This window comes from Chlamydia pecorum E58 (genome assembly GCF_000204135.1).
Classification (GTDB): Bacteria; Chlamydiota; Chlamydiia; order Chlamydiales; family Chlamydiaceae; genus Chlamydia; species Chlamydia pecorum.
Genome location: NC_015408.1, coordinates 154,946 through 176,850, shown reverse-complemented (window position 1 = coordinate 176,850; position 21,905 = coordinate 154,946). Strand labels below are relative to the sequence as shown.

Sequence of the window (21,905 nt, the reverse complement as noted above, 5' to 3'; positions counted from 1 at the left end):
ATATATGCCCAGATAGATGCATATTTGCAACGTTGATCCTAATCTAAGGTTCTAGCTTTTCTTGGTTCCCTAAATAGGCTCGGAGAACTTTTGGGATCACTACAGAACCATCTTCCTGCTGGTTATTTTCTAAAATTGCCACAAGCAAACGCGGTGTTGCTAATCCAGAGCCGTTTAGGGTATGGACAAAATGCATCTTCCCTTGAGCATCTTTGTAGCGTGTCCCTGAACGTCGGGATTGGAAATCAGAGCATTTTGAAATCGAAGAGACCTCATAAAATGCATTTTGCCCAGGGAGCCATACTTCTGCATCGATAGTTTTTGAAGCTGTGAAAGACATATCTCCCGTGGAAAGAAGAGATAAGCGATAGGGAAGCTCCAGTTCGATAAGGATCTCCTCAACAATGTCGAGCATTTTAGTATAAGCAGAATCCTCCTGATCAGGGGTAGTAAACGCGAACATCTCGACTTTATGGAACTGATGTACCCGAACGAGGCCGCGTTCTTGAGACCCCGCAGCTCCAGCTTCTCTGCGGAAACACGGGGTACATGCAGCGTAATATAAGGGGAGATCTTTTTCATTGAGAAGCTCTTGAGAGTGAAACCCATTCAGGACAACTTCTGCTGTAGGAATAAGATAGAGGTGGTGGTCTCCATCCTCTACGCGGTAATACTGCCCATCAAACTTTGGGATTTGCCCAGAGCCGTATAAAATCTCTTTTTTTACTAAGAGAGGAGGAAGCCAGAGCTCAAAGCCATGGGCACGTTGCTTTTGGAGAAGATAGGTTAGTAAAGCCCACTCTAAAAGTACTCCAAAGTTTTTATATGCAGGCCATCCTGAACCGGTAGTTTTTGCCGGGGATTTGAAATCCAAGATGTCTAGTGCTTTATTGAGTTCTAGGTGGTTCTTAGGAGGAAAGGAAAATTCTCTTGGTGTGCCGAAACTTTTAATAACGCGGTTCCCAGATTTATCTGGAGCATCGGGGACGTCCTCAGCAGGATAGTTAGGAAGTCGGGACATCTCGTCGTGAAGGAGAGCTTCGTTTTCTTGGAGCCGTTCCTCTAAATCCTTCTGCTGAGAAGCAACTTTGGAGGCTTCTTGAATATGTGCTTGAGCATCTTCCCCTTGTGCTTTTAATTTTCGGATCTCTTCAGAAAGCGCACGCCTACGGGCTTGCAACGCTTCTGCTTGTGTTTTCAACTCACGGACAGTTTTGTCCAAAGTAAGGATAGGCTGTAAAGAGATATTAGAATCTTTCCTCCGAAGCCGCAGCTCACTTTTCTCAGGTTCCTTGCGTATAATCTTTATATCCAACATGCTTAGCTCTTAAGTTATCTAAGTTTTGTAGAGTATATGGAAGATTTTTCCGAGCAACAACAACTTTTTATGCGTCGTGCTATAGAAATTGGAGAGCGCGGAAGAATCACCACCCCTCCCAACCCTTGGGTGGGATGTGTTCTTGTTAAGAATGGAAAAATTTTGAGCGAGGGATATCATGAATATCCTGGAGGGCCCCATGCAGAAGAAATCGCAATCCGTAAAGCACATGTGAGTTTAGAAGGAGCCCAGGTATACCTTTCCTTAGAGCCTTGCTCTCACTATGGGAAACAGCCTCCCTGTACGGATCTCCTTATAAAACATCGTGTTGCTGAAGTGTTCATTGCTTTGAAAGATCCCGACTGTCGCGTTTCTGGGAAAGGTATTGAAAGCTTAAAAAACGTAGGAATTCGCGTACATGTTGGGCTAGAAGAAGCTCGCGCAAGAAAATCTTTGCAGCCCTATCTCTATCAAAGGAGTTCTTGCTCCCCCTGGGTCGTGTTGAAAAGTGCCGCAAGTATAGATGGACAGGTAGCAGATAGAAATTCCCAATCACAATGGATCACCTGCCCAGAAGCTCGTCATGATGTAGGATTTATTCGTGCCTGTTCTCAAGCGGTTATTGTAGGAGCAGGGACTGTAATTGCAGATAACCCTAAACTTACTGCTCGTCGTGCTTCAGGAGAGCTCTATGCAAGACAGCCTCTCCGTATAGTTTTAGATAGCTCAGGAAGAGTCCCTAAGGAGTCTCAGGTATTTCATCTCGGTGGGGAAGTTCTTTATGTGACTACAAAGCGCTGTCCTTCGCAACACCTCCAATATTTAGAAGCTTTAGGTGTAGAGATTGCTTGTGTAAAAGCTTCCTCCTCTGGAGTAGACCTTCACGAAGTCATGCGTTTGCTGGCGAATAAACATTTCCTTCAAGTTCTCGTAGAAGGAGGCGCAACTGTGCATACGGAATTTTTAAAACACCATCTGGCCAACGCTATCATTTTATATTATGGCCCGAAAATCCTTGGAGATCAGAAGAAACCACTGTTTAAAGAGCTGGGGGATTGCCTACATACGGCCCAAGCTGTTCTCCCATTAAGTGCTGATTTTGTAGGGAATTCTTTAAAAGTTTTTTGGGAGATTCCTCTTAAGAAGCAAGGATAGGATAAGAGATTGAAGGGAAAGAGGGTTTGGATTAGCATTCTTAGGTAAAATAATTGCTTTTAAGAGAAGGATTCTCGTGGTAGAAGCTGAAGAAAACGATCTCATTTCAGGTTTCGCATCTATAGAACAAGCTGTGAAAGACCTCCAAGAGGGGAAGTTCGTTATTGTTATTGATGAGGCCTCTAGAGAGAATGAGGGAGACCTTGTTCTTGCAGGAGAAAAAATAACTCTTGAAAAAATGACCTTTCTTCTCCAGCACACAACAGGGATTGTTTGTGCTGCCTTGGAGCTAAAGAGACTCGAACAACTTAAGCTCTCCCCTATGATTCAAAAAAACAGTTGTCGTTTTCGCACGCCATTTATGGTTTCCATAGATGCTGCAGAGGGGGTGACTACAGGAGTGTCTGCAGCAGATAGGACAAGGGTTGTGCAGCTTCTTGCAGATCCGAAGAGTCGTCCCGAAGATTTTGTTAGCCCTGGGCATTTTTTCCCTTTAGCCAGTTCTCCTGGAGGTGTATTGAAGCGTGCTGCGCATACGGAATCTACTGTGGATTTAATGCGTTTGGCGGGCTTAGAGCTTTGTGGGGTTCTTGCAGAGCTAGTAAATGAAGATTACTCTATGATGCGCCCTCCCCAGATTATGGAGTTTGCAAAGAAACATGGGATTTCAGTCATTTCTGTCGCAGATCTTGTGGCGTATAGGATGCTTTCAGAGAGGTTAGTAAAAAGAATCTCTTCTGCGCGGCTGCCAACTGTATATGGGGAGTTTGTGGTGCACGTCTATGAGTCTTTGTTAGACGGGATGCAACATCTTGCATTAGTTCGTGGGGAAGTGCATGGGGAAGAAAATGTTTTAGTTCGTGTGCATTCCGAGTGTATTACTGGGGATATCCTCTGTTCTACACGTTGCGACTGTGGTGAGCAGCTTAAAACAGCCATGGAGTATATTGCACAGCATGGACAGGGCGTAGTTGTGTACTTGCGAGGACAAGAAGGACGAGGCATTGGCTTAGGTCATAAAGTCCAAGCATATGCTCTACAAGATCATGGTTATGATACGGTAGATGCGAATTTAGAAATGGGCTTTCCTGTAGATTCCCGGGAATATGGCATCGGTGCGCAGATTCTTGTGGATCTTGGGCTTTCAACAATAAAATTGATAACACATAATCCTCAAAAATATTATGGTCTTCAAGGTTTTGGATTGCAGATAGTAGAAAGAATCGCACTTCCTGTGCGGGTGTTTGCAGAAAATCAGCAATATCTAAGAACAAAGAAAGAACGCATGGGACACTGGCTAGACCTTCCTCATGCAATGTCAACGAACTAAAGTTTTGAGGTCATATGAAAATTTATAGAGGAAATGTATCAGCAAAAGGATTGCGTATTGCTATCGTGGGGTCTTGTTTTAACTTGGCAATAGCAGATGCTTTAGTTTCTGGAGCGCAAGACACGTTTATTAAATATGGTGGAGATCCAGAGCTTTTAACTACCGTAAGGGTCCCTGGAGCTTTTGAGATCCCTTGTACAGTGAAAAAACTCCTTCTTTCCTTCCCAGACCAATATCATGCTATCGTTACCTGCGGCGTATTAATCCGAGGAGAAACAACACATTATGACCATATTGCTGACCAAGTTTCTGCCGGAGTCGCCAAATTAAGTTTAGATTTTTGCGTTCCAATTACCTTTTCTATAATTACTGCTCCAGACCCTGCAACAGCTTGGGAACGTGCAGGAATTAAAGGTGGACATATAGGAAGCTCTGGAATGGTCACAGCCATAGAAATGGCAACACTCTTTAGCCAAATATCATAACCCACAGCTTTGTCGTGTTGTTAGTGCGTTACATGATAACGCTAACCTCTCCACTAAAATGCACGCGTACAGAAATATTTTCAGAAAATACATCCAGGCCTTTGCAGGAGTTTGTAGTTTCTGAAAAGTCTAAGATAGTGTCAGGAGAAATAAGTTGCTTATGAAGCATTTCTTTTTGTTCTCGTAAGCTTTTTACTAATAGAGAAAGAAATGTAGAGTATACCTGCTGCAAACGATTTTCAGGATTTGTCGTTGTACTGCGGTTCGCATCAAATAATCCCGAAATTAAACTTGGCAAGCCATGAATTGATAAAGGGATATGCTCTCCCTGAAGAGTATAGAAATGGTTCACAAGAGTACTAGCCTCTTCAGAAGAGAGATTTTTGAAGCTCCAACTTAAAGCTGATGCTTCCGCTGGGGGGAGGTTCATCAATGTCGCTAAGCGTACCAAGGTCATCTCCCCTCGGGAATTTCCCTCAAAGCCCAAACGATTCGCACGATAGATAAGATACCGAGAAAATGCTTCTTCTACAGTGGCATGCTCTTGCAACATTGAAAGCAAGAGAGAAAAGCTATAGTAGAAATCTTGAGACCCTTTCCCATGGCCGCTCGCATCAAAGCAATACAAATACAAATCTAGCACAACTAAAGGACGATGAGACCTCCCCGCGGAGAGTAGCTGAGGAGAAGGAGCTTCTGTGAGGTTGAATAAAGACTCGTAGTTTCCAAAATGTCTCAAAGAGCGAAATATTTCTTGTTGCTCAGGCGTAAGTCGAGCAAATGAGGGACAGAGCTCCGGGAGGGTCTTCAAGACATGTAGAGATTTTGTATAAAAGGTTTCAGTACAAGAATCGGAAAAATAAGGCTTAAATGTGGCAACAGCTTTTGTAGAACACCCTAAAAGACGCAATACAATTGCCGTTTCTAGAATTTTTAAGGGGTTGTCAAACCCTTTTGAGGAATTTAAAAATCCCGAGAGTTGTTTATGTAGGGACTGATATTGTTTAAATGTCATCGCTTCTTCGGAAGAAGTCATCTGAGCTAACTGCGCGTAGGCTTGACGTGACCCCTGCATAAGCAAATGCAGGTAAATTAAACTCCGCATCGTAATATCAAACGCAGGAACCTTTTTATTAAATAACGCTAAGGAATAACTTGTCCCTACAGAAAGCGGAGTTTTTAAAGAGAGAGTAGAAGGTTCTGTAAGCCATAATAACTCGGGAAATTGACGTAGCTTTTGCTCTATCCATAGTTCAGAACCGACTTTAATCTTTCCAGATTGTGTGGTTTTATTTTTATATCTAACAGAAGTTTGCGATGGCATAGCAAAAGAAGGGAGTGCTATAGAAAGAACAGAAAGAAAGGCAAAACCTTTAATAAAATATTGTGCACCCATGAAAGCCCCTTATTATCCTAGCTATATGTGTTAATATCTTTATTATTCAGGAGGTTTACTAAAGCCATTTGTTGATAGCAAATGGCCAATAACAAATCAACTCGAGAAATTCAAGAGTTTCTCTTGAGAAAAGCTTCTGTCAAAATCTTTTACAAACTGTAGGATAAAGTTTATTGTGCAGTGAGGAGAAGTTATATATAATAAGTACATAGTTTTATTTAAAAAAACTTAACTCCCTCAACTAATTCATGAAAAAATCATTATATAATGTGCTTCTGGGAAGCATACTTCTCATGACAGGCTTGACAAGTTGTTGTTTGAATCCTTTTAAGGCACGCAAAAATTTAAAAAATTCTAAAGACTTAAATCAGAAGTCTGTTAAACTGGTGGAAGCGCGGGATCTTCAACCTGCTCAAAAGCGCCCCCGTCGTTTGCGGAGGCTTTTTTCTCGGCGTGGCCTGCCTAAAAAGGATGAACAAGAAGTGACAGCAAATTTCAAAGCATACTCAGACTATGTTTCGGAGCACGATAAAAGAGATATCTCTTTTGTTGTGAATGCTGTTGCTGAAAAGTCTTCGCTGTCGTTGGCCCTCTCTCAAGGTGAGATCAAAGATGCTTTGAGTCGCATTCGTGAGATACACCCCTTGGCTTTAATGCAAGTTCTTGCTGAAAATCCTGAATTAATTGAAGGTGTGAAGAAAATGCAGGGCCGTGATTGGGTTTGGACGATGTTTATAAATCAATTGAGCCAAGTTTTTTCCCAAGCAGTACGTCAGAATGTAATTTCTGAGGAAGACATTGCCTCCTTTTCTTCTACTTTAAAATTAGACTCTGGGACCGTTGCTTCCGTTGTATACGGGGAAAGGTGGCCAGAGCTTGTGGACTTAGTGGTTTCGCAGCCTTCATAATACCATTCAAAAATGGGCCTCCTTTCCCCGAAGCAAGTAAGGAGGCCAAGTCAGCATTCCTACTGTTGTACTCAACTCCTTTTTTCAATTTTTTAGTAAAAACAGTTATAGGAAAAATTTTATGATGCATCTTTTAAACAAGCTAAATGAGTTAGTTACATCATTTTTTGTATTCCCTGTAATCGTAATATTAGGGGGACTATTAAGCTGGAAATTACGTGGGCTACAGTTTAGAGGGCTCAAATTAGGCTTTAACTTAATGGTTAAAAATCGGCAGGAAGAAGCTTCTTCTCAAGATGGAAAAGTCTCCCGTTATGAAGCCGTTGCAGGAATACTTGCAGGAAATTTTGGAACAGGAAATATTGCAGGTATGGCTATTGCTGTTGTTTGCGGAGGTCCAGGTGCTCTCGTATGGATCTGGTTTGCTGCTTTGCTAGGTTCTATAGTGCAATATTCTGGATCTTATCTTGGAATAAAGTATCGTTTACCTAAAAAAGGAGCTTTTGGAGAGTTCATAGGCGGCCCTATTGCATGCATGGCTTTCGGTCTCCGTAGCCGATTTTTGGCTGTGTTATTTGGGATTTTCACTTTAATAACGGCTTTTTCTGGAGGAAATTTTGTCCAGATGAGCTGTATCGTTCCCTTGTGTGCCGATCGTTTTATAGTAAAAGTTTTTGTTGGGCTTCTGTTCGCTTTGATAGTTTATCCTGTTCTTTCAGGGGGAAATAACCGGATTTTGAGATTCTCAGCTAAAGTGATTCCCTTTGTAGCAGGATTTTATGTTCTGTCGTGTTGCTATATTCTTGTTCATCATGCCTCTGAAATTGTTCCGGCATTGAAGTTAATTGCTTCGTCTGCTCTAGGCGTAAAGGCTTCTATAGCGGGTCTCGGAGGCTACACTCTAGCTCAAGTAATTTCTACAGGCATGAGCCGTGCAATTATGGCTACAGATTGTGGTAGTGGGATGGTTTCAATATTACAGGCAAATTCCCAGAGTAAAAATCCTGTAATAGATGGATTAGTAACGCTCCTTCCTCCTGTCATTGTAGTGGCAGTATGTTCCATAACAATGTTAGTGCTTTTAGTTTCTGGAGCCTACTCTTCTGGAGAAGAGGGCACTCTCATGGTAATGTACGCCTTTAAAAATAGTATGGGAGCTATTGGAGGTAGTGTTGTACTTGTCGCGATGGCATTATTTGGTTATACGACAATATTGACATGGTTTGCTTGCGCAGAAAAAAGTTTAGAATATATGATCCCAGGACAGAGGGCTAACCTATGGTTGAAGGCTTTATATATAGGAGTCATTCCCCTAGGAGGTATTGTTGAAAAGAATTTTGCTTGGATCCTTGCAGATACAGGTTTCGCCGGTATGGTGATTTTGAATAGCATAGCTCTAGTCGCTTTATTCAAGGATGTTGTAGCATCACGTCGTGAAGTTGCCCTTTTAAAGCGGGAAAGTTTGATAGTAGATTCTGCCCGCCATTTAAATGCGTAATCATGGAGAAGAAAATACTATGCAGCTATTGTCGCCAGCATTTGCTTTTGGTAGGCCTATCCCAAGGAAATACACCTGCCAAGGCCTGAATATCTCTCCCCCTCTTACCTTTGAGGGGGTCCCCCCACAAGCAGTAAGCTTGGCCCTAATTGTTGAAGACCCTGACGTCCCCAAAGAAGTTCGTAGTGATGGCTTATGGATTCATTGGGTAGTGTTTAATTTATCCCCAAATATTGTGAACCTTGTAGAAGGGGCTACAATTTACGCAATGCAAGGATTAAACACCTCAGGGAAAGCAGAGTATCAAGGGCCTTGCCCTCCTGATAGGCAACATCGGTATTTCTTTACCCTATATGCTTTGGATGCACTCCTTCCCCAAGAAGAAGAGGTCACCCGAGATCAACTCCTTGAGGCGATGCAAGACCACATTATTGCACAAGCAGAGTTGATGGGGACATACGAGCAGAGTTAATTTATCCTTCAAGTGGAGTAAACTCTTCTCGTTTTTTTCTATGTTTCCAATAAAGTGGGCCGTAGTGATAGCAAATCTCTTCACCTGCTATAATGGGACGTATAGAGCGGATAATAACACGGAAAATCCCCTCGTGAAACATGGCGATTGCCTCGCAGTTTGGTTGGTCACTGTGGTTGATGAATCTTGTAAAGCAACCACAACTGCCACTATCTATAGTAAAATAACGTAGAGTATACAACGGCAAGGGATAGCGAAAGCAGTAATCATTTTCGTCCATCCATATAGCTTGGCGTGGGCGTAGAATTCCTGTGTATTCTCCTAGGTAGGTCCAGGAGGGTATAGGTTCTTTAGCAAAGACTCCATACCCTATGTAGGCGTTGATCCATCGAATTGCAATAGGAGAAAGCACGGGATGTGAGATGCTATGTTTATGCAGTTGCCCTAACCATCTCGCAAGAGGAGAGATGAGCCCACGTTTTTCTGCTTTTTCACAAAGAACACGGATGCGGCTTTCTACATGCCAGTTAAGGAATCTTAGCTCGGGCAAAAATGTAAAATTTAATAATTCACTGGCGCGAGATATAGAATAAAGTTTGTAGTCTTGGTTTCCACTTAAGGAAAGAGATACTTGGGGTTCTAAAATCTTCTGCGACATTACACTTCTACCAGTGGAGAAAAATATACCGGATCGGAAATGGTATGAGAAGCTGCTACAACAGCACGAATAGAAGAGATCGGGGAAATCATCTCCGAGATAGTATCTAAAGCAAGAATAGGGTCATTGCATGTGTCGGAAAGATGTGCTAAGTAGAGTTTCTTAATTTTTGGTGTGAGGATTTTTCTTAGAAGTTGTCCACATTCTTGATTAGAAATATGGCCTACCTTACTCAACACACGTCTTTTGTAAATTTCAGGACGCTGGGAGGCATGTACAAGCTCGGGATCATGGTTGGATTCTATGAGTAAATAATCACAATCATATAGTTGATGCGCGATAAGAGATGTCCCCCAGCCTAAATCTGTACAGAAACCGAATTTTTCATCACGATAGTAAAAAATAAACCCTACAGGATCTACAGCATCGTGAGGGAGGTTAAACGTATGAATTTTTAAGTCATGAAAATGAAATGCCGAGCCTGTTGAGAAAATATTAAAGGTTAGCGGGGCATCTATGAGCTGAAAGAGTGCTCGTGCCGTTTCTAAATTGCAAATGATAGGAGTGCGGTACGCTTTTACAAAACTTTTAATTCCCGAAATATGATCTGAGTGTTCATGAGAAATTAAAATCGCCTGAATTTCTTCAGGGTGCACTCCCATGGAAACCAACTCCTGCTTGACGTGTTGCTTGCTAATGCCAAGATCTATTAGGATCTTACAAGATTTTGTTCCCAAATAAGCACAATTTCCTTTGGAGCCTGAGGCTAAAGGAAAGAAACCTTCCATAAATATGTTTATCCTTCTTGTGGAGATTGCATCAATACCTGCCGGGGTTTTGCCCCTTCAGAAGGACCGATTACACGAGCTTCCTCAAGTTGATCCATGAGACTTGCCGCACGAGCATACCCAATTTTTAACTTTCTTTGTAGGAAAGTTGTTGAAGCATTGCCTGTTTGTATAACTAACATTTTTGCCTGAGGAAACAGAGGATCTTTTTCCTCTCCCTCACTGTCATTACTTAAAACATTATCGAAAACATCAAAGGAAGGAATAATATACTGCGTTGGAAAACGTGAGCATAAATCTTTGATGACCTTGTTGATATCATCATCGCAAATATAAGCCCCCTGAGCACGAGTTGCCCCAAATGAAGAAGGAGAAACTAATAACATATCGCCGTTCCCCATTAAGTTTTCTGCACCAGGCTCATCAATAATGATCTGGCTGTTTACTTTGTTAGCAACCTTAAAGGCTATGCGGGAAGGGAAATTTGCTTTAATCAAACCCGTAATGACTTCCCGAGAAGGCCTTTGCGTTGCTAAGATTAAATGGATTCCTACAGCTCTAGCCATTTGTGCAAGACGAATGATAGGAGTTTCTATGTCCTGAGAAGAAGAAAGAAGTAAATCAGAGAGCTCATCGATAATGCCAACAAGAAAAGGGAGTTTTTCAGGGATTTCCTTATCGTAAGAGTTCTCCACAGCTTCGTTTTTATTGCGAGAATTAAACGCTTGAATATTGCGAAGCCCTAAGAAGCGTAACATTTCATAGCGAGATTCCATCTCCTTTACGAGCCACATCAATGCATTGTAGACCTCTTTAGATTCTGTAATGACAGGGGCAAGCATATGAGGAAGTTGAGAATAGCCCGTCAACTCAACTTTCTTCGGATCAACAATCACAAGCTTAATATCCGAAGGGAGAGAGGTCATAATGATCGACATCACAATCGTATTAATACAGACAGATTTCCCAGAGCCTGTTGTTCCCGCAATAATTAAATGGGGCATTGTAGCTAGATCTGCCCAAAGATTATCCCCGTTCGCTTTCTTCCCAAGTAAGAGTGGGATTTGAAGTTTTTGATTATGTCTACTGTAATCCTCAAGCAAGTCGCGAAAATTCACTGTTTGTGGGAAAGGTGTAGGGATTTCAATCCCCACAGCTGCTTTCCCGGGAATTGGGGCAATAATGCGTACGCTAGATGCTTGTAGCTTTAAAGCAATATCATGTTCTAAAGCTTTAATTTTTTGTACTTTTACTCCCGTATGTGGAAACACCTCAAACGCTGCTAAAGAGGGACCAGAGCAAATATTTCCAATGTCTGCCTCAATTCCAAAGCTGGTAAGCGTCTGTTTTAACGTTAGCGCTTTTTTCTGAAGCTCTGCTTGTAACGATTCTGGCTGTACATTCTTATGTTTACTTAACAAATAGTGTTGTGGAAGCTTAATCTCGCCTTCGACAAGATTTTTAATTTTGGGGCAAGAACCAGATTTTTGCCCAAGCAAGGGTTGAGGGAGAGGAGTAATTTTAGATTCTTTAATTTCCTGAGGAATTTGGGGATTAATAAAATTCGAAAGAAGGCGCTTGCAAGGATGGGGAGCAAGGAAATGCGCTCCTTCACTTAGAGAGGAGGAATGTTTTGCTGGGGCTTTGTTCATGGGAGGGAAGTTCCCTAGGCTTTCTATAGAAATCGGAGAAGCATGAGGAGGTACAGAAGGAAGAACTGGGGAAGAACCATGCTCAGAAAGCCTGATAGATGGCTTGGGAAGATAGGATTGTTTACTTATGAGTTTTTTGAAAAGAGCGGAAAATGCGTTCCAGTATTTTGTAGATTTGTTGATAAAAAAGTTTTGGAGGGTTGTTTTTTTAATTAATGAAATGCCTCCAAACAAATAAAACACAGAAAAAAAGAGCAGGAAAGAGGTAATGATAGCTGTCCCTACAGAACCGATAAGATGTTTTAAACATAGAGATTGTCCTGCATAGAGCAAATAAAATGGAATGCCTCCGAGGTAGGCTACAGGCGGGTTTGTGCCTATATGGAACTTAGGAAGACGAGAATCTAATACTGCAGGGAGAATCTCAATAGGAGAGAGCATGGACAAAAGTATTGCCAAACATAGGGGAATCATAAAGAAAGCGCATGCTTTCTTGCGGATTTGCTCTTGGGGGACTTTTTTAATGTGAAGTATAGATAGCCATAGAAAATGCAAAGGAATAAGAAAAGATGCCGCGCCAAAGCAATATAAAAGAAAGGCACTGCACGACCACCCAACTAAACCGATCCAGTTTTGTATGTATGGTTGATCAGAATGAAAACTCCATAGGCTCAGCCCTAAAAAGCATGCCGAGATTAAGTAAAAGCTAATTTTAACAGCAGCAGGTATGGGCGGAGGCTTGGGATATTTCGACTTCTTTTGTTCTCTTACCATAGAGCTAAGATTCTTATGTGAGAAGTTCTTGATTTGGTTTTTTCGTTATACCAAGAAAAACAAAAGAAAAAAAGAAGATAAAAGGGCGAACGACGGGGCTTGAACCCGCGACCTTCGGAACCACAATCCGACGCTCTAACCAACTGAGCTACGTTCGCCAGAAAAGTAAAATACTATCCTTAGCAAGGATATTTATCCAAGATAAAAAGGAAACTTATTTTGAAGGCCTTGTGCTGCTGAAAGTTTCATAAAACTTTAAAAAATCTAGAAGGAACAAACGTGATTTCTTGCCTGTTGGGTTTTTTGCTATGATGTTACGAGAGAAAAAGAAGGAAAATGAAAAATATTGAGCGAAATGCATTGCAGAAAAAATGCTCATTTTTATAGGATGTTGGCTTCTTCTTGAGAACGAAACTTGAGAAGAGAAAACAATTCACACTTCGATGTGAGTGAGATTCGAAAGTTTGATGACGTTAGAATTCAAATTTTCTTCTTAACAATGCAAATGAGATAGAATACAGCCAGTATAAAATGCTTGTAGGGGATTTTTAAAAAAATCCGTTAATTTTTTAAGTTTTATTTTTTCTGAGAATTTGATCTTGGTTCAGATTGAACGCTGGCGGCGTGGATGAGGCATGCAAGTCGAACGGAATAATGGCTTCGGCTATTATTTAGTGGCGGAAGGGTTAGTAATACATAGATAATTTGTTCTTAACTTGGGAATAACGGTTGGAAACGGCCGCTAATACCGAATGTGGTGTGTTTAGGCATCTAAATTACATTAAAGAAGGGGATCTTCGGACCTTTCGGTTAAGAGAAAGTCTGTGGGATATCAGCTTGTTGGTGGGGTAATGGCCTACCAAGGCTATGACGTCTAGGCGGATTGAGAGATTGACCGCCAACACTGGGACTGAGACACTGCCCAGACTCCTACGGGAGGCTGCAGTCGAGAATCTTTCGCAATGGACGAAAGTCTGACGAAGCGACGCCGCGTGTGTGATGAAGGCTCTAGGGTTGTAAAGCACTTTCGCCTGGGAATAAGAGAGATTGGCTAATATCCAATTGATTTGAGCGTACCAGGTAAAGAAGCACCGGCTAACTCCGTGCCAGCAGCTGCGGTAATACGGAGGGTGCTAGCGTTAATCGGATTTATTGGGCGTAAAGGGCGTGTAGGCGGAAAGGAAAGTTAGATGTCAAATCTTGAGGCTCAACCTCAAGTCGGCATCTAATACTATCTTTCTAGAGGTTGGATGGAGAAAAGGGAATTCCACGTGTAGCGGTGAAATGCGTAGATATGTGGAAGAACACCAGTGGCGAAGGCGCTTTTCTAATTTTTCCTGACGCTAAGGCGCGAAAGCAAGGGGAGCAAACAGGATTAGATACCCTGGTAGTCCTTGCTGTAAACGATGCATACTTGATGTGGATGGTCTCAACCCCATCCGTGTCGGAGCTAACGCGTTAAGTATGCCGCCTGAGGAGTACACTCGCAAGGGTGAAACTCAAAAGAATTGACGGGGGCCCGCACAAGCAGTGGAGCATGTGGTTTAATTCGATGCAACGCGAAGAACCTTACCTGGGCTTGACATGTATTTGACCGCGGCAGAAATGTCGTTTTCCGTAAGGACAGATACACAGGTGCTGCATGGCTGTCGTCAGCTCGTGCCGTGAGGTGTTGGGTTAAGTCCCGCAACGAGCGCAACCCTTATCGTTAGTTGCCAGCACTTTGGGTGGGAACTCTAACGAGACTGCCTGGGTTAACCAGGAGGAAGGCGAGGATGACGTCAAGTCAGCATGGCCCTTATGTCCAGGGCGACACACGTGCTACAATGGGTAGTACAGAAGGTAGCAAGATCGTGAGATGGAGCAAATCCTTAAAGCTATCCTCAGTTCGGATTGTAGTCTGCAACTCGGCTACATGAAGTCGGAATTGCTAGTAATGGCGTGTCAGCCATAACGCCGTGAATACGTTCCCGGGCCTTGTACACACCGCCCGTCACATCATGGGAGTTGGTTTCACCTTAAGTCGTTGACTCAACCTATTTTTAGGAGGGAGGCGCCCAAGGTGAGGCTGATGACTGGGATGAAGTCGTAACAAGGTAGCCCTACCGGAAGGTGGGGCTGGATCACCTCCTTTTAAGGATAAGGAAAGCTATCAATTGTATAGCTTGACTAGGTTGGGCAAGCATTTTGCTGTGTATTCTATTTCTTTTGCTTTGTTAAGAGTGGTTTTCGTTACATTTAGTATTAATGATCAAGTATGTTATGTAAATAATCATGGTAACAAGTATATTTTCACATATAATAATAGACGTTTAAGAATATCTGTCTTTGGTGAAGTTATCTTGCATGGATCAAAAATTTACAGACCAAGTTAGTAAGAGCTATTGGTGGATGCCTTGGCATTGAAAGGCGATGAAGGATGCGTTTACCTGCATTAATCTTCGGCGAGCTGGTATAAAGCTATGACCCGGAGGTTTCCGAATGGGAAAACCCGATAGATTAATAGTCTATCATTATACGCTGAATCCATAGGCGTATAAGGCGAAACCTACTGAACTGAAACATCTTAGTAAGTAGAGGAAAAGAAATCAAAGAGATTCCCTGTGTAGCGGCGAGCGAAAGGGGAACAGTCTAAACCATATTTTTAATATGGGGTTGTAGGGTCGATAACGTGAGATCTTAAGTTTTAGTTGAATATTTCTGGAAAGTTGAACGATACAGGGTGATGGTCCCGTAAACGAAAAAACAAAAGACTCTATTCGATTCCTGAGTAGAACTAGACACGTGAAACCTAGTTTGAATCTGGGGAGACCACTCTCCAAGACTAAATACTAATCAATGACCTATAGTGAACCAGTACTGTAAAGGAAAGGTGAAAAGAACCCTTGTTAAGGGAGTGAAATAGAACCTGAAACCAGTAGCTTATAAGCGGTCGAAGACCTATAACTCTTCGGAGTGATGGTTGACGGCGTGCCTTTTGCATGATGAGCCAGGGAGTTAAGTTAAACGGCGAGGTTAAGGGATTTACATTCCGGAGCCGAAGCGAAAGCGAGTTTTAAAAGAGCGTTTAGTCGTTTGATTTAGACACGAAACCAAGTGATCTATTTATGACCAGGTTGAAGCATTGGTAAGACTTTGTGGAGGACCGAACTAGTACCTGTTGAAAAAGGTTTGGATGAGTTGTGAATAGGGGTGAAAGGCCAATCAAACTTGGAGATATCTTGTTCTCTCCGAAATAACTATAGGGTTAGCCTCGAATATTAAGCTTTTGGGGGTAGAGCACTGAATTCTAGCGGGGGCCTACCGGCTTACCAACGGAAATCAAACTCCGAATACCAAAAGTGAGTTCGGGAGATAGACAGCGGGGGCTAAGCTTCGTTGTCGAGAGGGGAACAGCCCAGACCGCCGATTAAGGTCCCTAATTTTATGCTAAGTGAGTAAGGAAGTGATGATTCTAAGACAGTTGGAATGTTGGCTTAGAGGCAGCAATCATTTAAAGAGTGCGTAACAGCTCACCAATCGAGAATCATCGCGCCAATAATATCCGGGGCTTAAGCATAAAACCGACATCGCGGGTGCATATGTTTAATATGCGCGGTAGGAGAGCGTAGTGTTCAGCTGTGAAGGCATACCGAAAGGAGTGTTGGAGCGGATACTAGTGAAGATCCATGGCATAAGTAACGTTAAAGGAAGTGAAAATCTTCCTCGCCGTAAGCCCAAGGTTTCCAGGGTCAAGCTCGTCTTCCCTGGGTTAGTCGGCCCCTAAGTCGAGGCACGAATGCGTAGACGATGGAGTAACAGGTTAAATATTCCTGTACCACCTAAAACTTTAGCAATGGAATGACGGAGTAAGTTAAGCACGCGGACGATTGGACATGTCCGTATCACAATGAGATCGGTTGGTAGGCAAATCCGCTAACATAAGGTCAGGTTGTGGTTAAGGGAAATCTTCGGAGGAACTGATAGTGTGGCGCGAGGCTTTCAAGAAATAATTTCTAGCTGTTGATGGTGACCGTACCAAAACCGACACAGGTGGGCGAGATGAGTATTCTAAGGCGCGCGAGATAACTTTCGTTAAGGAACTCGGCAAATTATCCCCGTAACTTCGGAATAAGGGGAGCCTTTTGGGGTGATTGCTTTTTCAGTATGAGCCCTGAGAGGCCGCAGAGAAATGGCCCAGGCGACTGTTTAACAAAAACACAGCACTATGCAAACCTTTAAGGGGAAGTATATGGTGTGACGCCTGCCCAATGCCAAAAGGTTAAAGGAATATGTCAGTCGAAAGACAAAGCATTGAACCCAAGCCCTGGTGAATGGCCGCCGTAACTATAACGGTGCTAAGGTAGCGAAATTCCTTGTCGGGTAAATTCCGACCTGCACGAATGGTGTAACGATCTGGGCACTGTCTCAACGAAAGACTCGGTGAAATTGTAGTAGCAGTGAAGATGCTGTTTACCCGCAAAAGGACGAAAAGACCCCGTGAACCTTTACTGTACTTTGGTATTGATTTTTGATTTGTTATGTGTAGCATAGCCAGGAGACTGAGAACATTCTTCGTCAGGAGAGTGGGAGTCACCGTTGAAATACTGGTCTTAACAAATTGAGAATCTAACATCACTCCATGAATCTGGAGGATGGACATTGCCAGACGGGCAGTTTTACTGGGGCGGTATCCTCCTAAAAAGTAACGGAGGAGCCCAAAGCTTATTTCATCGTGGTTGGCAATCACGAGTAGAGCGTAAAGGTATAAAATAGGTTGACTGCAAGACCTACAAGTCAAGCAGAGACGAAAGTCGGGCTTAGTGATCCGGCGGTGGAAAGTGGAATCGCCGTCGCTTAACGGATAAAAGGTACTCCGGGGATAACAGGCTGATCGCCACCAAGAGTTCATATCGACGTGGCGGTTTGGCACCTCGATGTCGGCTCATCGCATCCTGGGGCTGGAGAAGGTCCCAAGGGTTTGGCTGTTCGCCAATTAAAGCGGTACGCGAGCTGGGTTCAAAACGTCGTGAGACAGTTTGGTCTCTATCCTTTGTGGGCGCAGGATACTTGAAAGGAGCTGTTCCTAGTACGAGAGGACCGGAATGGACGAACCTATGGTGTGTCGGTTGTTTTGCCAAAAGCATAGCCGAGTAGCTACGTTCGGAAAGGATAAGCATTGAAAGCATCTAAATGCCAAGCCTCCCTTAAGATAAAGTATCCCTATGAGACTCCATGTAGACTACGTGGTTGATAGGTTGGATGTGTACGCACAGTAATGTGTTTAGCTTACCAATACTAATAAGTCCATTGACTTGGTTTTTATCATAAAAAAAGCTGAACAGGCTTTTTTGTTGAAATACCGATTTATGCAAGAGTACTAAAGACTTTCTTAAGCGTCTATTAGTATACGTGAAGATACGTTACAAGATCTAGCTTGGTGATATTGGAAAAAGGGACACACCTGATACCATTCCGAACTCAGAAGTTAAGCCTTTTATCGCTGATGGTACTATACACAAGAGTATGGGAGAGTAAGTCGTTGCCAAGCTTTTTATATAAAAGATTCCTTGGTCATAAGACTAAGTTTAAGAAAAGAGGACAAAAGCGATTTTGTTCTCTTTTTTTTTGTTTCATATTTTTCTGCGACTCAACTAAATTTTATGCTTTAGTGCTTTAGTGCTTTAGTGCTTTAGTGCTTTAGTGCTTTAGTGCTTTAGTGCTTTAGTGCTTTAGTGCTTTAGTGCTTTAGTGCTTTAGTGCTTTGGAGGTAAAGAGTGTCTATAAAAAAAAAACTAGAAAATAAGGCTATTTTCTAGCTTCCGAAATCATCTAAGATAATGGAGGAGCGTTCTACTCCATAGTTCTCTAGAAGTTTAAGAATACTGCTATTGTGCAGTGGTGGGCCACATACATAATACAAATAGTCTTCAGGATTTTCTAATTGTTTAAGCATGCCAAGCTCAAATGCTTGAAATAATAAGTTTGTTTTTATGGGGTCATTTTTATCCCACCCTGCAGCAATATCTTCAGGAAGAGGGTTAGAGAGCACGAGATGATAATGGAAATTCGGAAATTGCTTTTCTAATTGTTCATATTCATCTTGGTAGATGTTTTCTTTTAAAGAACGTGCCCCATACCATAGTGAGATCTCTCTTTTCGTATGCTTTTCTAATAATAAATCGAGAATATGACTTCTTCCAAATGATGAGCCCGCTCCACCAATCAGAAATACTAGAGGTCGGTCGTCATCAATCATAAAGGATTCCCCATAAGGGCCTGAAACTGAAATGACATCTCCAGGTTTTAGAGAGAAAATATAGGAAGAACATACACCCCAAGGAATCTCTGGTTGAGGTCTGCCCTCAACAATTGGAGGAGTGGCAATTCTTACATTAAATTTAATCAGGGGAAACTCCGCAGGATGCGATGCTAATGAATAGGCCTTGTTTGTAGACGCTGGAGCAAGCTGACGATAATCAATCTCGGTATCAAATAAGTGAAAGTGCTCCCAATCGCTATAGTATTCAGGAGCCATGGTTGCTTTCCAATCAGAAGAGTTAGTTTTGTATGGAGGTACGGTAATTTGTAAGTAGCCTCCAGGTTTGTATGGGATAGGGGTCTTAGGATCTATACGAACGACCAGCTCTTTTATGAATGTTGCGACGTTATCATTGGAGACTACCGTACCTTCCCATGTAGAGGCGTGCAAATAACGTTCTTCTATCTCTAGGCCCAGATCATGCTGTACTTTGGTTTGACAGGAAAGACGCCATCCTTGTTGCAGCTGCTGCTTAGTAAAGGTCCCGCGGTCAGTTTCTAGGGGGGCATCGGCATTTTTAACAATACGTACCTTGCACTGTTTACAGGTTGCTTTTCCTCCGCAAGGAGAGGGGATCGCGATACCAATATCCGAAAGGGTTGCTAAGAGAGATTTCCCGCTAATTACAGTTTTAGATAGGGCGTCATTGTTGTTAATAGTGAGCTTGCAAGGATGCTCTTTAATAAAAAATTTTCTAGCGAGGAGAATAACTCCAGAAAGGACTAAACCTATAAGACAAAAAACAATGCAGGAAACAAGAATGAAGGTAACATTAGAGAGCCAAGCCATAATGAAGTAAGAATTCCCATCTTAATGAAAAGTCCATAACGTTAAATTATAACTTGGCTTATAAAAAAGCAATCCAGGTTTCTGGGATTATAGAGAATGATTTAAGCTCTTGTCCCGTCTGGTTTCAGGATTTCAGAAATTGCTGCTTTGAGGATTTCAATTTTTCCAGAAGCAATGTTCAACACGACTGTGTGCTCACGAACTTCATCAATAACGCCAATAATCCCCATTGCGGTAACTTTGTCCCCTTTAGCGAGTTCATTTTTACGTTTTTCTGCAGCTTTTCTGCGCTTTTGCTCTGGACGCCATAGAATAAAATAGAAAAATAAAATCGCAATGGCAAGCATCACAGCTGGCTGTAAAAAGGTATTTTTAGCTTGGGCCATGTCATCTTCAGCGAAAACTTGTAAAGACGCCAGCAAAAATAAAAAACATGTAATGTAAGACCGCATGAAACCACCCTTAATTCGGTTAATAGAAGAGAGGGTAGCATAAGAGGAGGGCCAGGTTCAACGCTTTTCCTAGAGGAAAGAGGATCTTTCTAATAAAAGAATATTTTCTAAATGAGGGGAATGTGGGAACTGATCTATAGGTTGCATAGCTTTTATGCTATAGCCTGCGTGAATAAGTTGAAAACATTCCTGAAACTGCGTGCGGGGATTGCAGGAAATATACACAAGCTTTGGCGCACCAATCTTTAAAATATGTTTTAGCGCTTTGTTTTGTAGCCCACAGCGGGGAGGGTCTACAATGATAATATCAGGGGGGCAGGTGTATGGAAGCTTTTTACAAAATGTTTTGGTATCTTCTAGAAACACCTCCATGCGATTTTCTTGATGGTTGATAAGGATATTTTCTCTTGCAGAAAGTATCGCCTCAGGGACATTTTCTACGCCAATTACCTTCTGGACATATGGAGCGAGCATAATGCCTAGAGTCCCTACACCACAATACAGATCTAAAAGGATTTCGGTTCCTTGAGGGTTTATGAATTCTTTTACCGTATCGATAATTCGTGCAGCTTGAAGGGTTTGAGGTTGGAAGAAGCTTTTAGGGCGAATGTTAAAGGTTGCAGAGCTGCCATCGCTAGGGAGAGTAAGAGTCTGTTGAATGTAAGGTTCCCCATAAAGTAAGGTTTGAAGGTACTGTGTGGGAAGCCCTGGGGTTGAGTGTTTTTCTTCCCAGAAAATAGAGGAAATATTGAGAGAAGAACCTAGCAATGTTTGTTTCCAGTCTTCTAATGCCTCAGGGCTTATGGTATATTCAGGGGCTCCTGATGTGGTTAGGATTACCATGATTTCTTTTTTAGGATAGCCATAGCGTATTGTTAAAGTACACAAGCAGCCGCGATTTTTGGGAGGGAAATATGCGGTAAGGTAGACGTGCCTTTCCCACCATAGCCTTGTGAGTCGGAGGATTTCCATGGTATCTTCTTGGGTGAGCAGGCACTCTGTAATTTGGATTCCTTGCCGGGGTTTTGAGGAGCTCATCAACCCTAAGCTCTTTTGCTGATCTCTCGATTGGAAAAAGGAGAACTCCATTTTGTTTCTTCCTCGCAATATTGGAGTGCAGGGAATGACAGGTCGGATTTCTGAAATGAGAGAGGAGAATAACTCTTGAAGGAGGAGTTCTTTAGCTTTTAAAAAGGTAGAATAGGCTGTTTGGGGAGAAGAACATCCTCCACAAAAAGAGAGATGACGGCAGTCTTTCATGTATGTACTGTAGCATATAGATTGCAAGGAGCATAGTATACAAAATCCCATGCTGAGTACAGAAAGATCTGTATTTTGGAAAATAAGAAAGACAAAAAAAAAGAGGATAATAACAAAAATGGACTATCCTCTAAAAACAACAGACGGGAGAAAAAAGCTATTTTCTAGAGCGGGACTTAGAAACTTTTTTTACTTTCGCTGGGACTCTGACACTTTTATTAGCTACTTTTTTAGGGGGAGCTTTTTTCACTTTTGCTGCTGCAGCTTTACATGCTTTTTTAGGAGCAGCTTTTTTTGCTCTTACTGGCTTTGCTGCAGGTTTGCGTTTCATCAGGCCAGATTTTTCCGCTTTGATAGATTCTTTGCGATAGACTTTAGCAATTTTTTCTAGCTTTATGGAGTCTGTGCGAACTCTTTGTGCTGCGGCTTTGTTTCCTTTGTCTGCTTTCATTAAGTCATGTTGGATACTTTCCAACAAGTCTTTCATAATTTTTGCCGTATCTTTTAGCGCCATGAAAAGCGTCCTCTAGTTTCTGTTTTTAAACTATTTTTACTCGTTTTATTTTTTAATTAGTTTGTTTGTTCAAATTCATGCAACATTTTTTTTGATGTCACGTAGAGCAGAGAACCTTTAAAGTCTTTTGTATAAGCTTCGCATTTCTTTGTTTT

Annotated in this window: 15 protein-coding genes, 1 tRNA gene and 3 rRNA genes; 9 read left to right on the top strand and 10 right to left on the bottom strand. The window is 42.2% G+C overall.

Annotated features, from left to right (window positions below; all coding sequences use genetic code 11):
- Positions 1-43: 43 nt before the first annotated feature.
- A complete protein-coding gene (gene serS / locus G5S_RS00770; RefSeq protein WP_013712267.1) occupies positions 44-1,318 on the bottom strand; it encodes a serine--tRNA ligase in 1,275 nt (424 codons plus the stop codon).
- Positions 1,319-1,354: 36 nt separating this feature from the next.
- On the opposite strand from serS, the gene ribD reads away from it, so the two are divergent.
- The 3 genes from ribD (at position 1,355) to ribH (ending at position 4,288) form a co-directional block, all read left to right on the top strand.
- Positions 1,355-2,473, top strand: coding sequence for a bifunctional diaminohydroxyphosphoribosylaminopyrimidine deaminase/5-amino-6-(5-phosphoribosylamino)uracil reductase RibD (ribD, locus tag G5S_RS00765; protein WP_013712266.1), 1,119 nt, complete (start codon positions 1,355-1,357; stop codon positions 2,471-2,473).
- 103 nt (positions 2,474-2,576) lie between these two features.
- Positions 2,577-3,803, top strand: a complete 1,227-nt coding sequence (locus G5S_RS00760) for a bifunctional 3,4-dihydroxy-2-butanone-4-phosphate synthase/GTP cyclohydrolase II (protein WP_370913665.1) — start codon at positions 2,577-2,579, stop codon at positions 3,801-3,803.
- Between the two features lie 14 nt (positions 3,804-3,817).
- Positions 3,818-4,288: a 6,7-dimethyl-8-ribityllumazine synthase gene (gene ribH, locus G5S_RS00755; protein WP_013712264.1), complete on the top strand. Its 471-nt coding sequence runs from the start codon at positions 3,818-3,820 to the stop codon at positions 4,286-4,288.
- A 28-nt stretch (positions 4,289-4,316) separates the two neighbouring features.
- Here the strand turns inward: ribH and G5S_RS00750 are convergent, their stop codons facing one another.
- The gene (locus G5S_RS00750; protein ID WP_013712263.1) at positions 4,317-5,684 is read right to left on the bottom strand and encodes a hypothetical protein; all 1,368 of its coding nucleotides are present in this window, start codon (positions 5,682-5,684) and stop codon (positions 4,317-4,319) included.
- A gap of 248 nt (positions 5,685-5,932) precedes the next feature.
- Here G5S_RS00750 and G5S_RS00745 point away from each other — a divergent pair, with 248 nt between their 5' ends.
- The 3 genes from G5S_RS00745 (at position 5,933) to G5S_RS00735 (ending at position 8,562) form a co-directional block, all read left to right on the top strand.
- Positions 5,933-6,592: a DUF8085 domain-containing protein gene (locus G5S_RS00745; RefSeq protein WP_013712262.1), complete on the top strand. Its 660-nt coding sequence runs from the start codon at positions 5,933-5,935 to the stop codon at positions 6,590-6,592.
- Positions 6,593-6,713: 121 nt separating this feature from the next.
- The gene (locus tag G5S_RS00740; RefSeq protein ID WP_013712261.1) at positions 6,714-8,090 is read left to right on the top strand and encodes an alanine/glycine:cation symporter family protein; all 1,377 of its coding nucleotides are present in this window, start codon (positions 6,714-6,716) and stop codon (positions 8,088-8,090) included.
- A gap of 19 nt (positions 8,091-8,109) precedes the next feature.
- Positions 8,110-8,562, top strand: a complete 453-nt coding sequence (locus G5S_RS00735) for a YbhB/YbcL family Raf kinase inhibitor-like protein (RefSeq protein ID WP_013712260.1) — start codon at positions 8,110-8,112, stop codon at positions 8,560-8,562.
- 1 nt (position 8,563) lies between these two features.
- On the opposite strand, the gene G5S_RS00730 is transcribed toward G5S_RS00735, so the two are convergent.
- The 4 genes from G5S_RS00730 to G5S_RS00715 all read right to left on the bottom strand — a co-directional run bounded on the left by G5S_RS00730 (position 8,564) and on the right by G5S_RS00715 (position 12,592).
- Positions 8,564-9,220 carry an SET domain-containing protein gene (locus G5S_RS00730; RefSeq protein WP_013712259.1) on the bottom strand — a complete coding sequence of 219 codons (657 nt, stop codon included), beginning with the start codon at positions 9,218-9,220 and terminating at the stop codon, positions 8,564-8,566.
- Positions 9,220-10,008 carry an MBL fold metallo-hydrolase gene (locus G5S_RS00725; protein ID WP_013712258.1) on the bottom strand — a complete coding sequence of 263 codons (789 nt, stop codon included), beginning with the start codon at positions 10,006-10,008 and terminating at the stop codon, positions 9,220-9,222. The genes G5S_RS00730 and G5S_RS00725 overlap by 1 nt, the downstream gene beginning before the upstream one ends.
- Before the next feature lie 8 nt (positions 10,009-10,016).
- Complete coding sequence (locus tag G5S_RS00720; RefSeq protein ID WP_041466996.1) at positions 10,017-12,434, bottom strand: FtsK/SpoIIIE family DNA translocase; 2,418 nt, start codon at positions 12,432-12,434, stop codon at positions 10,017-10,019.
- 84 nt (positions 12,435-12,518) lie between these two features.
- Positions 12,519-12,592 (bottom strand) — tRNA-His (locus tag G5S_RS00715).
- Positions 12,593-13,015: 423 nt separating this feature from the next.
- Here G5S_RS00715 and G5S_RS00710 point away from each other — a divergent pair.
- The 3 genes from G5S_RS00710 (at position 13,016) to rrf (ending at position 17,964) form a co-directional block, all read left to right on the top strand.
- Positions 13,016-14,568: ribosomal RNA gene (locus G5S_RS00710) — 16S ribosomal RNA — on the top strand.
- Between the two features lie 230 nt (positions 14,569-14,798).
- Positions 14,799-17,736, top strand: a 23S ribosomal RNA gene (locus tag G5S_RS00705).
- A 113-nt stretch (positions 17,737-17,849) separates the two neighbouring features.
- A 5S ribosomal RNA gene (gene rrf, locus G5S_RS00700) occupies positions 17,850-17,964 on the top strand.
- Together the 16S, 23S and 5S rRNA genes form the textbook arrangement of a ribosomal RNA operon.
- Positions 17,965-18,228: 264 nt before the next feature.
- On the opposite strand, the gene nqrF is transcribed toward rrf, so the two are convergent.
- From nqrF to hctA, 4 genes are all read right to left on the bottom strand, one after another.
- Positions 18,229-19,524 carry an NADH:ubiquinone reductase (Na(+)-transporting) subunit F gene (gene nqrF, locus G5S_RS00695; protein WP_013712255.1) on the bottom strand — a complete coding sequence of 432 codons (1,296 nt, stop codon included), beginning with the start codon at positions 19,522-19,524 and terminating at the stop codon, positions 18,229-18,231.
- A gap of 101 nt (positions 19,525-19,625) precedes the next feature.
- Positions 19,626-19,976 carry a preprotein translocase subunit YajC gene (yajC, locus tag G5S_RS00690; protein WP_013712254.1) on the bottom strand — a complete coding sequence of 117 codons (351 nt, stop codon included), beginning with the start codon at positions 19,974-19,976 and terminating at the stop codon, positions 19,626-19,628.
- A 69-nt stretch (positions 19,977-20,045) separates the two neighbouring features.
- Positions 20,046-21,236, bottom strand: a complete 1,191-nt coding sequence (locus G5S_RS00685; RefSeq protein ID WP_013712253.1) for a class I SAM-dependent RNA methyltransferase — start codon at positions 21,234-21,236, stop codon at positions 20,046-20,048.
- A gap of 157 nt (positions 21,237-21,393) precedes the next feature.
- Positions 21,394-21,750 (bottom strand): histone H1-like protein HctA, encoded by a 357-nt coding sequence (gene hctA / locus G5S_RS00680; RefSeq protein WP_013712251.1) that lies wholly within the window; start codon positions 21,748-21,750, stop codon positions 21,394-21,396.
- Between the last annotated feature and the right edge of the window lie 155 nt (positions 21,751-21,905).

What these genes read in the sequence shown, in the direction of transcription:
- hctA (WP_013712251.1), bottom strand. Translation starts at nt 21,750, where the DNA reads ATGGCGCTAAAAGATACGGCAAAAATTATGAAAGACTTGTTGGAAAGT.
- G5S_RS00740 (WP_013712261.1), top strand. Translation starts at nt 6,714, where the DNA reads ATGATGCATCTTTTAAACAAGCTAAATGAGTTAGTTACATCATTTTTT.
- G5S_RS00745 (WP_013712262.1), top strand. Translation starts at nt 5,933, where the DNA reads ATGAAAAAATCATTATATAATGTGCTTCTGGGAAGCATACTTCTCATG.
- G5S_RS00720 (WP_041466996.1), bottom strand. Translation starts at nt 12,434, where the DNA reads ATGGTAAGAGAACAAAAGAAGTCGAAATATCCCAAGCCTCCGCCCATA.
- G5S_RS00750 (WP_013712263.1), bottom strand. Translation starts at nt 5,684, where the DNA reads ATGGGTGCACAATATTTTATTAAAGGTTTTGCCTTTCTTTCTGTTCTT.
- G5S_RS00730 (WP_013712259.1), bottom strand. Translation starts at nt 9,220, where the DNA reads ATGTCGCAGAAGATTTTAGAACCCCAAGTATCTCTTTCCTTAAGTGGA.
- yajC (WP_013712254.1), bottom strand. Translation starts at nt 19,976, where the DNA reads ATGCGGTCTTACATTACATGTTTTTTATTTTTGCTGGCGTCTTTACAA.
- ribD (WP_013712266.1), top strand. Translation starts at nt 1,355, where the DNA reads ATGGAAGATTTTTCCGAGCAACAACAACTTTTTATGCGTCGTGCTATA.
- G5S_RS00735 (WP_013712260.1), top strand. Translation starts at nt 8,110, where the DNA reads ATGCAGCTATTGTCGCCAGCATTTGCTTTTGGTAGGCCTATCCCAAGG.
- serS (WP_013712267.1), bottom strand. Translation starts at nt 1,318, where the DNA reads ATGTTGGATATAAAGATTATACGCAAGGAACCTGAGAAAAGTGAGCTG.
- G5S_RS00725 (WP_013712258.1), bottom strand. Translation starts at nt 10,008, where the DNA reads ATGGAAGGTTTCTTTCCTTTAGCCTCAGGCTCCAAAGGAAATTGTGCT.
- G5S_RS00685 (WP_013712253.1), bottom strand. Translation starts at nt 21,236, where the DNA reads ATGAAAGACTGCCGTCATCTCTCTTTTTGTGGAGGATGTTCTTCTCCC.
- nqrF (WP_013712255.1), bottom strand. Translation starts at nt 19,524, where the DNA reads ATGGCTTGGCTCTCTAATGTTACCTTCATTCTTGTTTCCTGCATTGTT.
- ribH (WP_013712264.1), top strand. Translation starts at nt 3,818, where the DNA reads ATGAAAATTTATAGAGGAAATGTATCAGCAAAAGGATTGCGTATTGCT.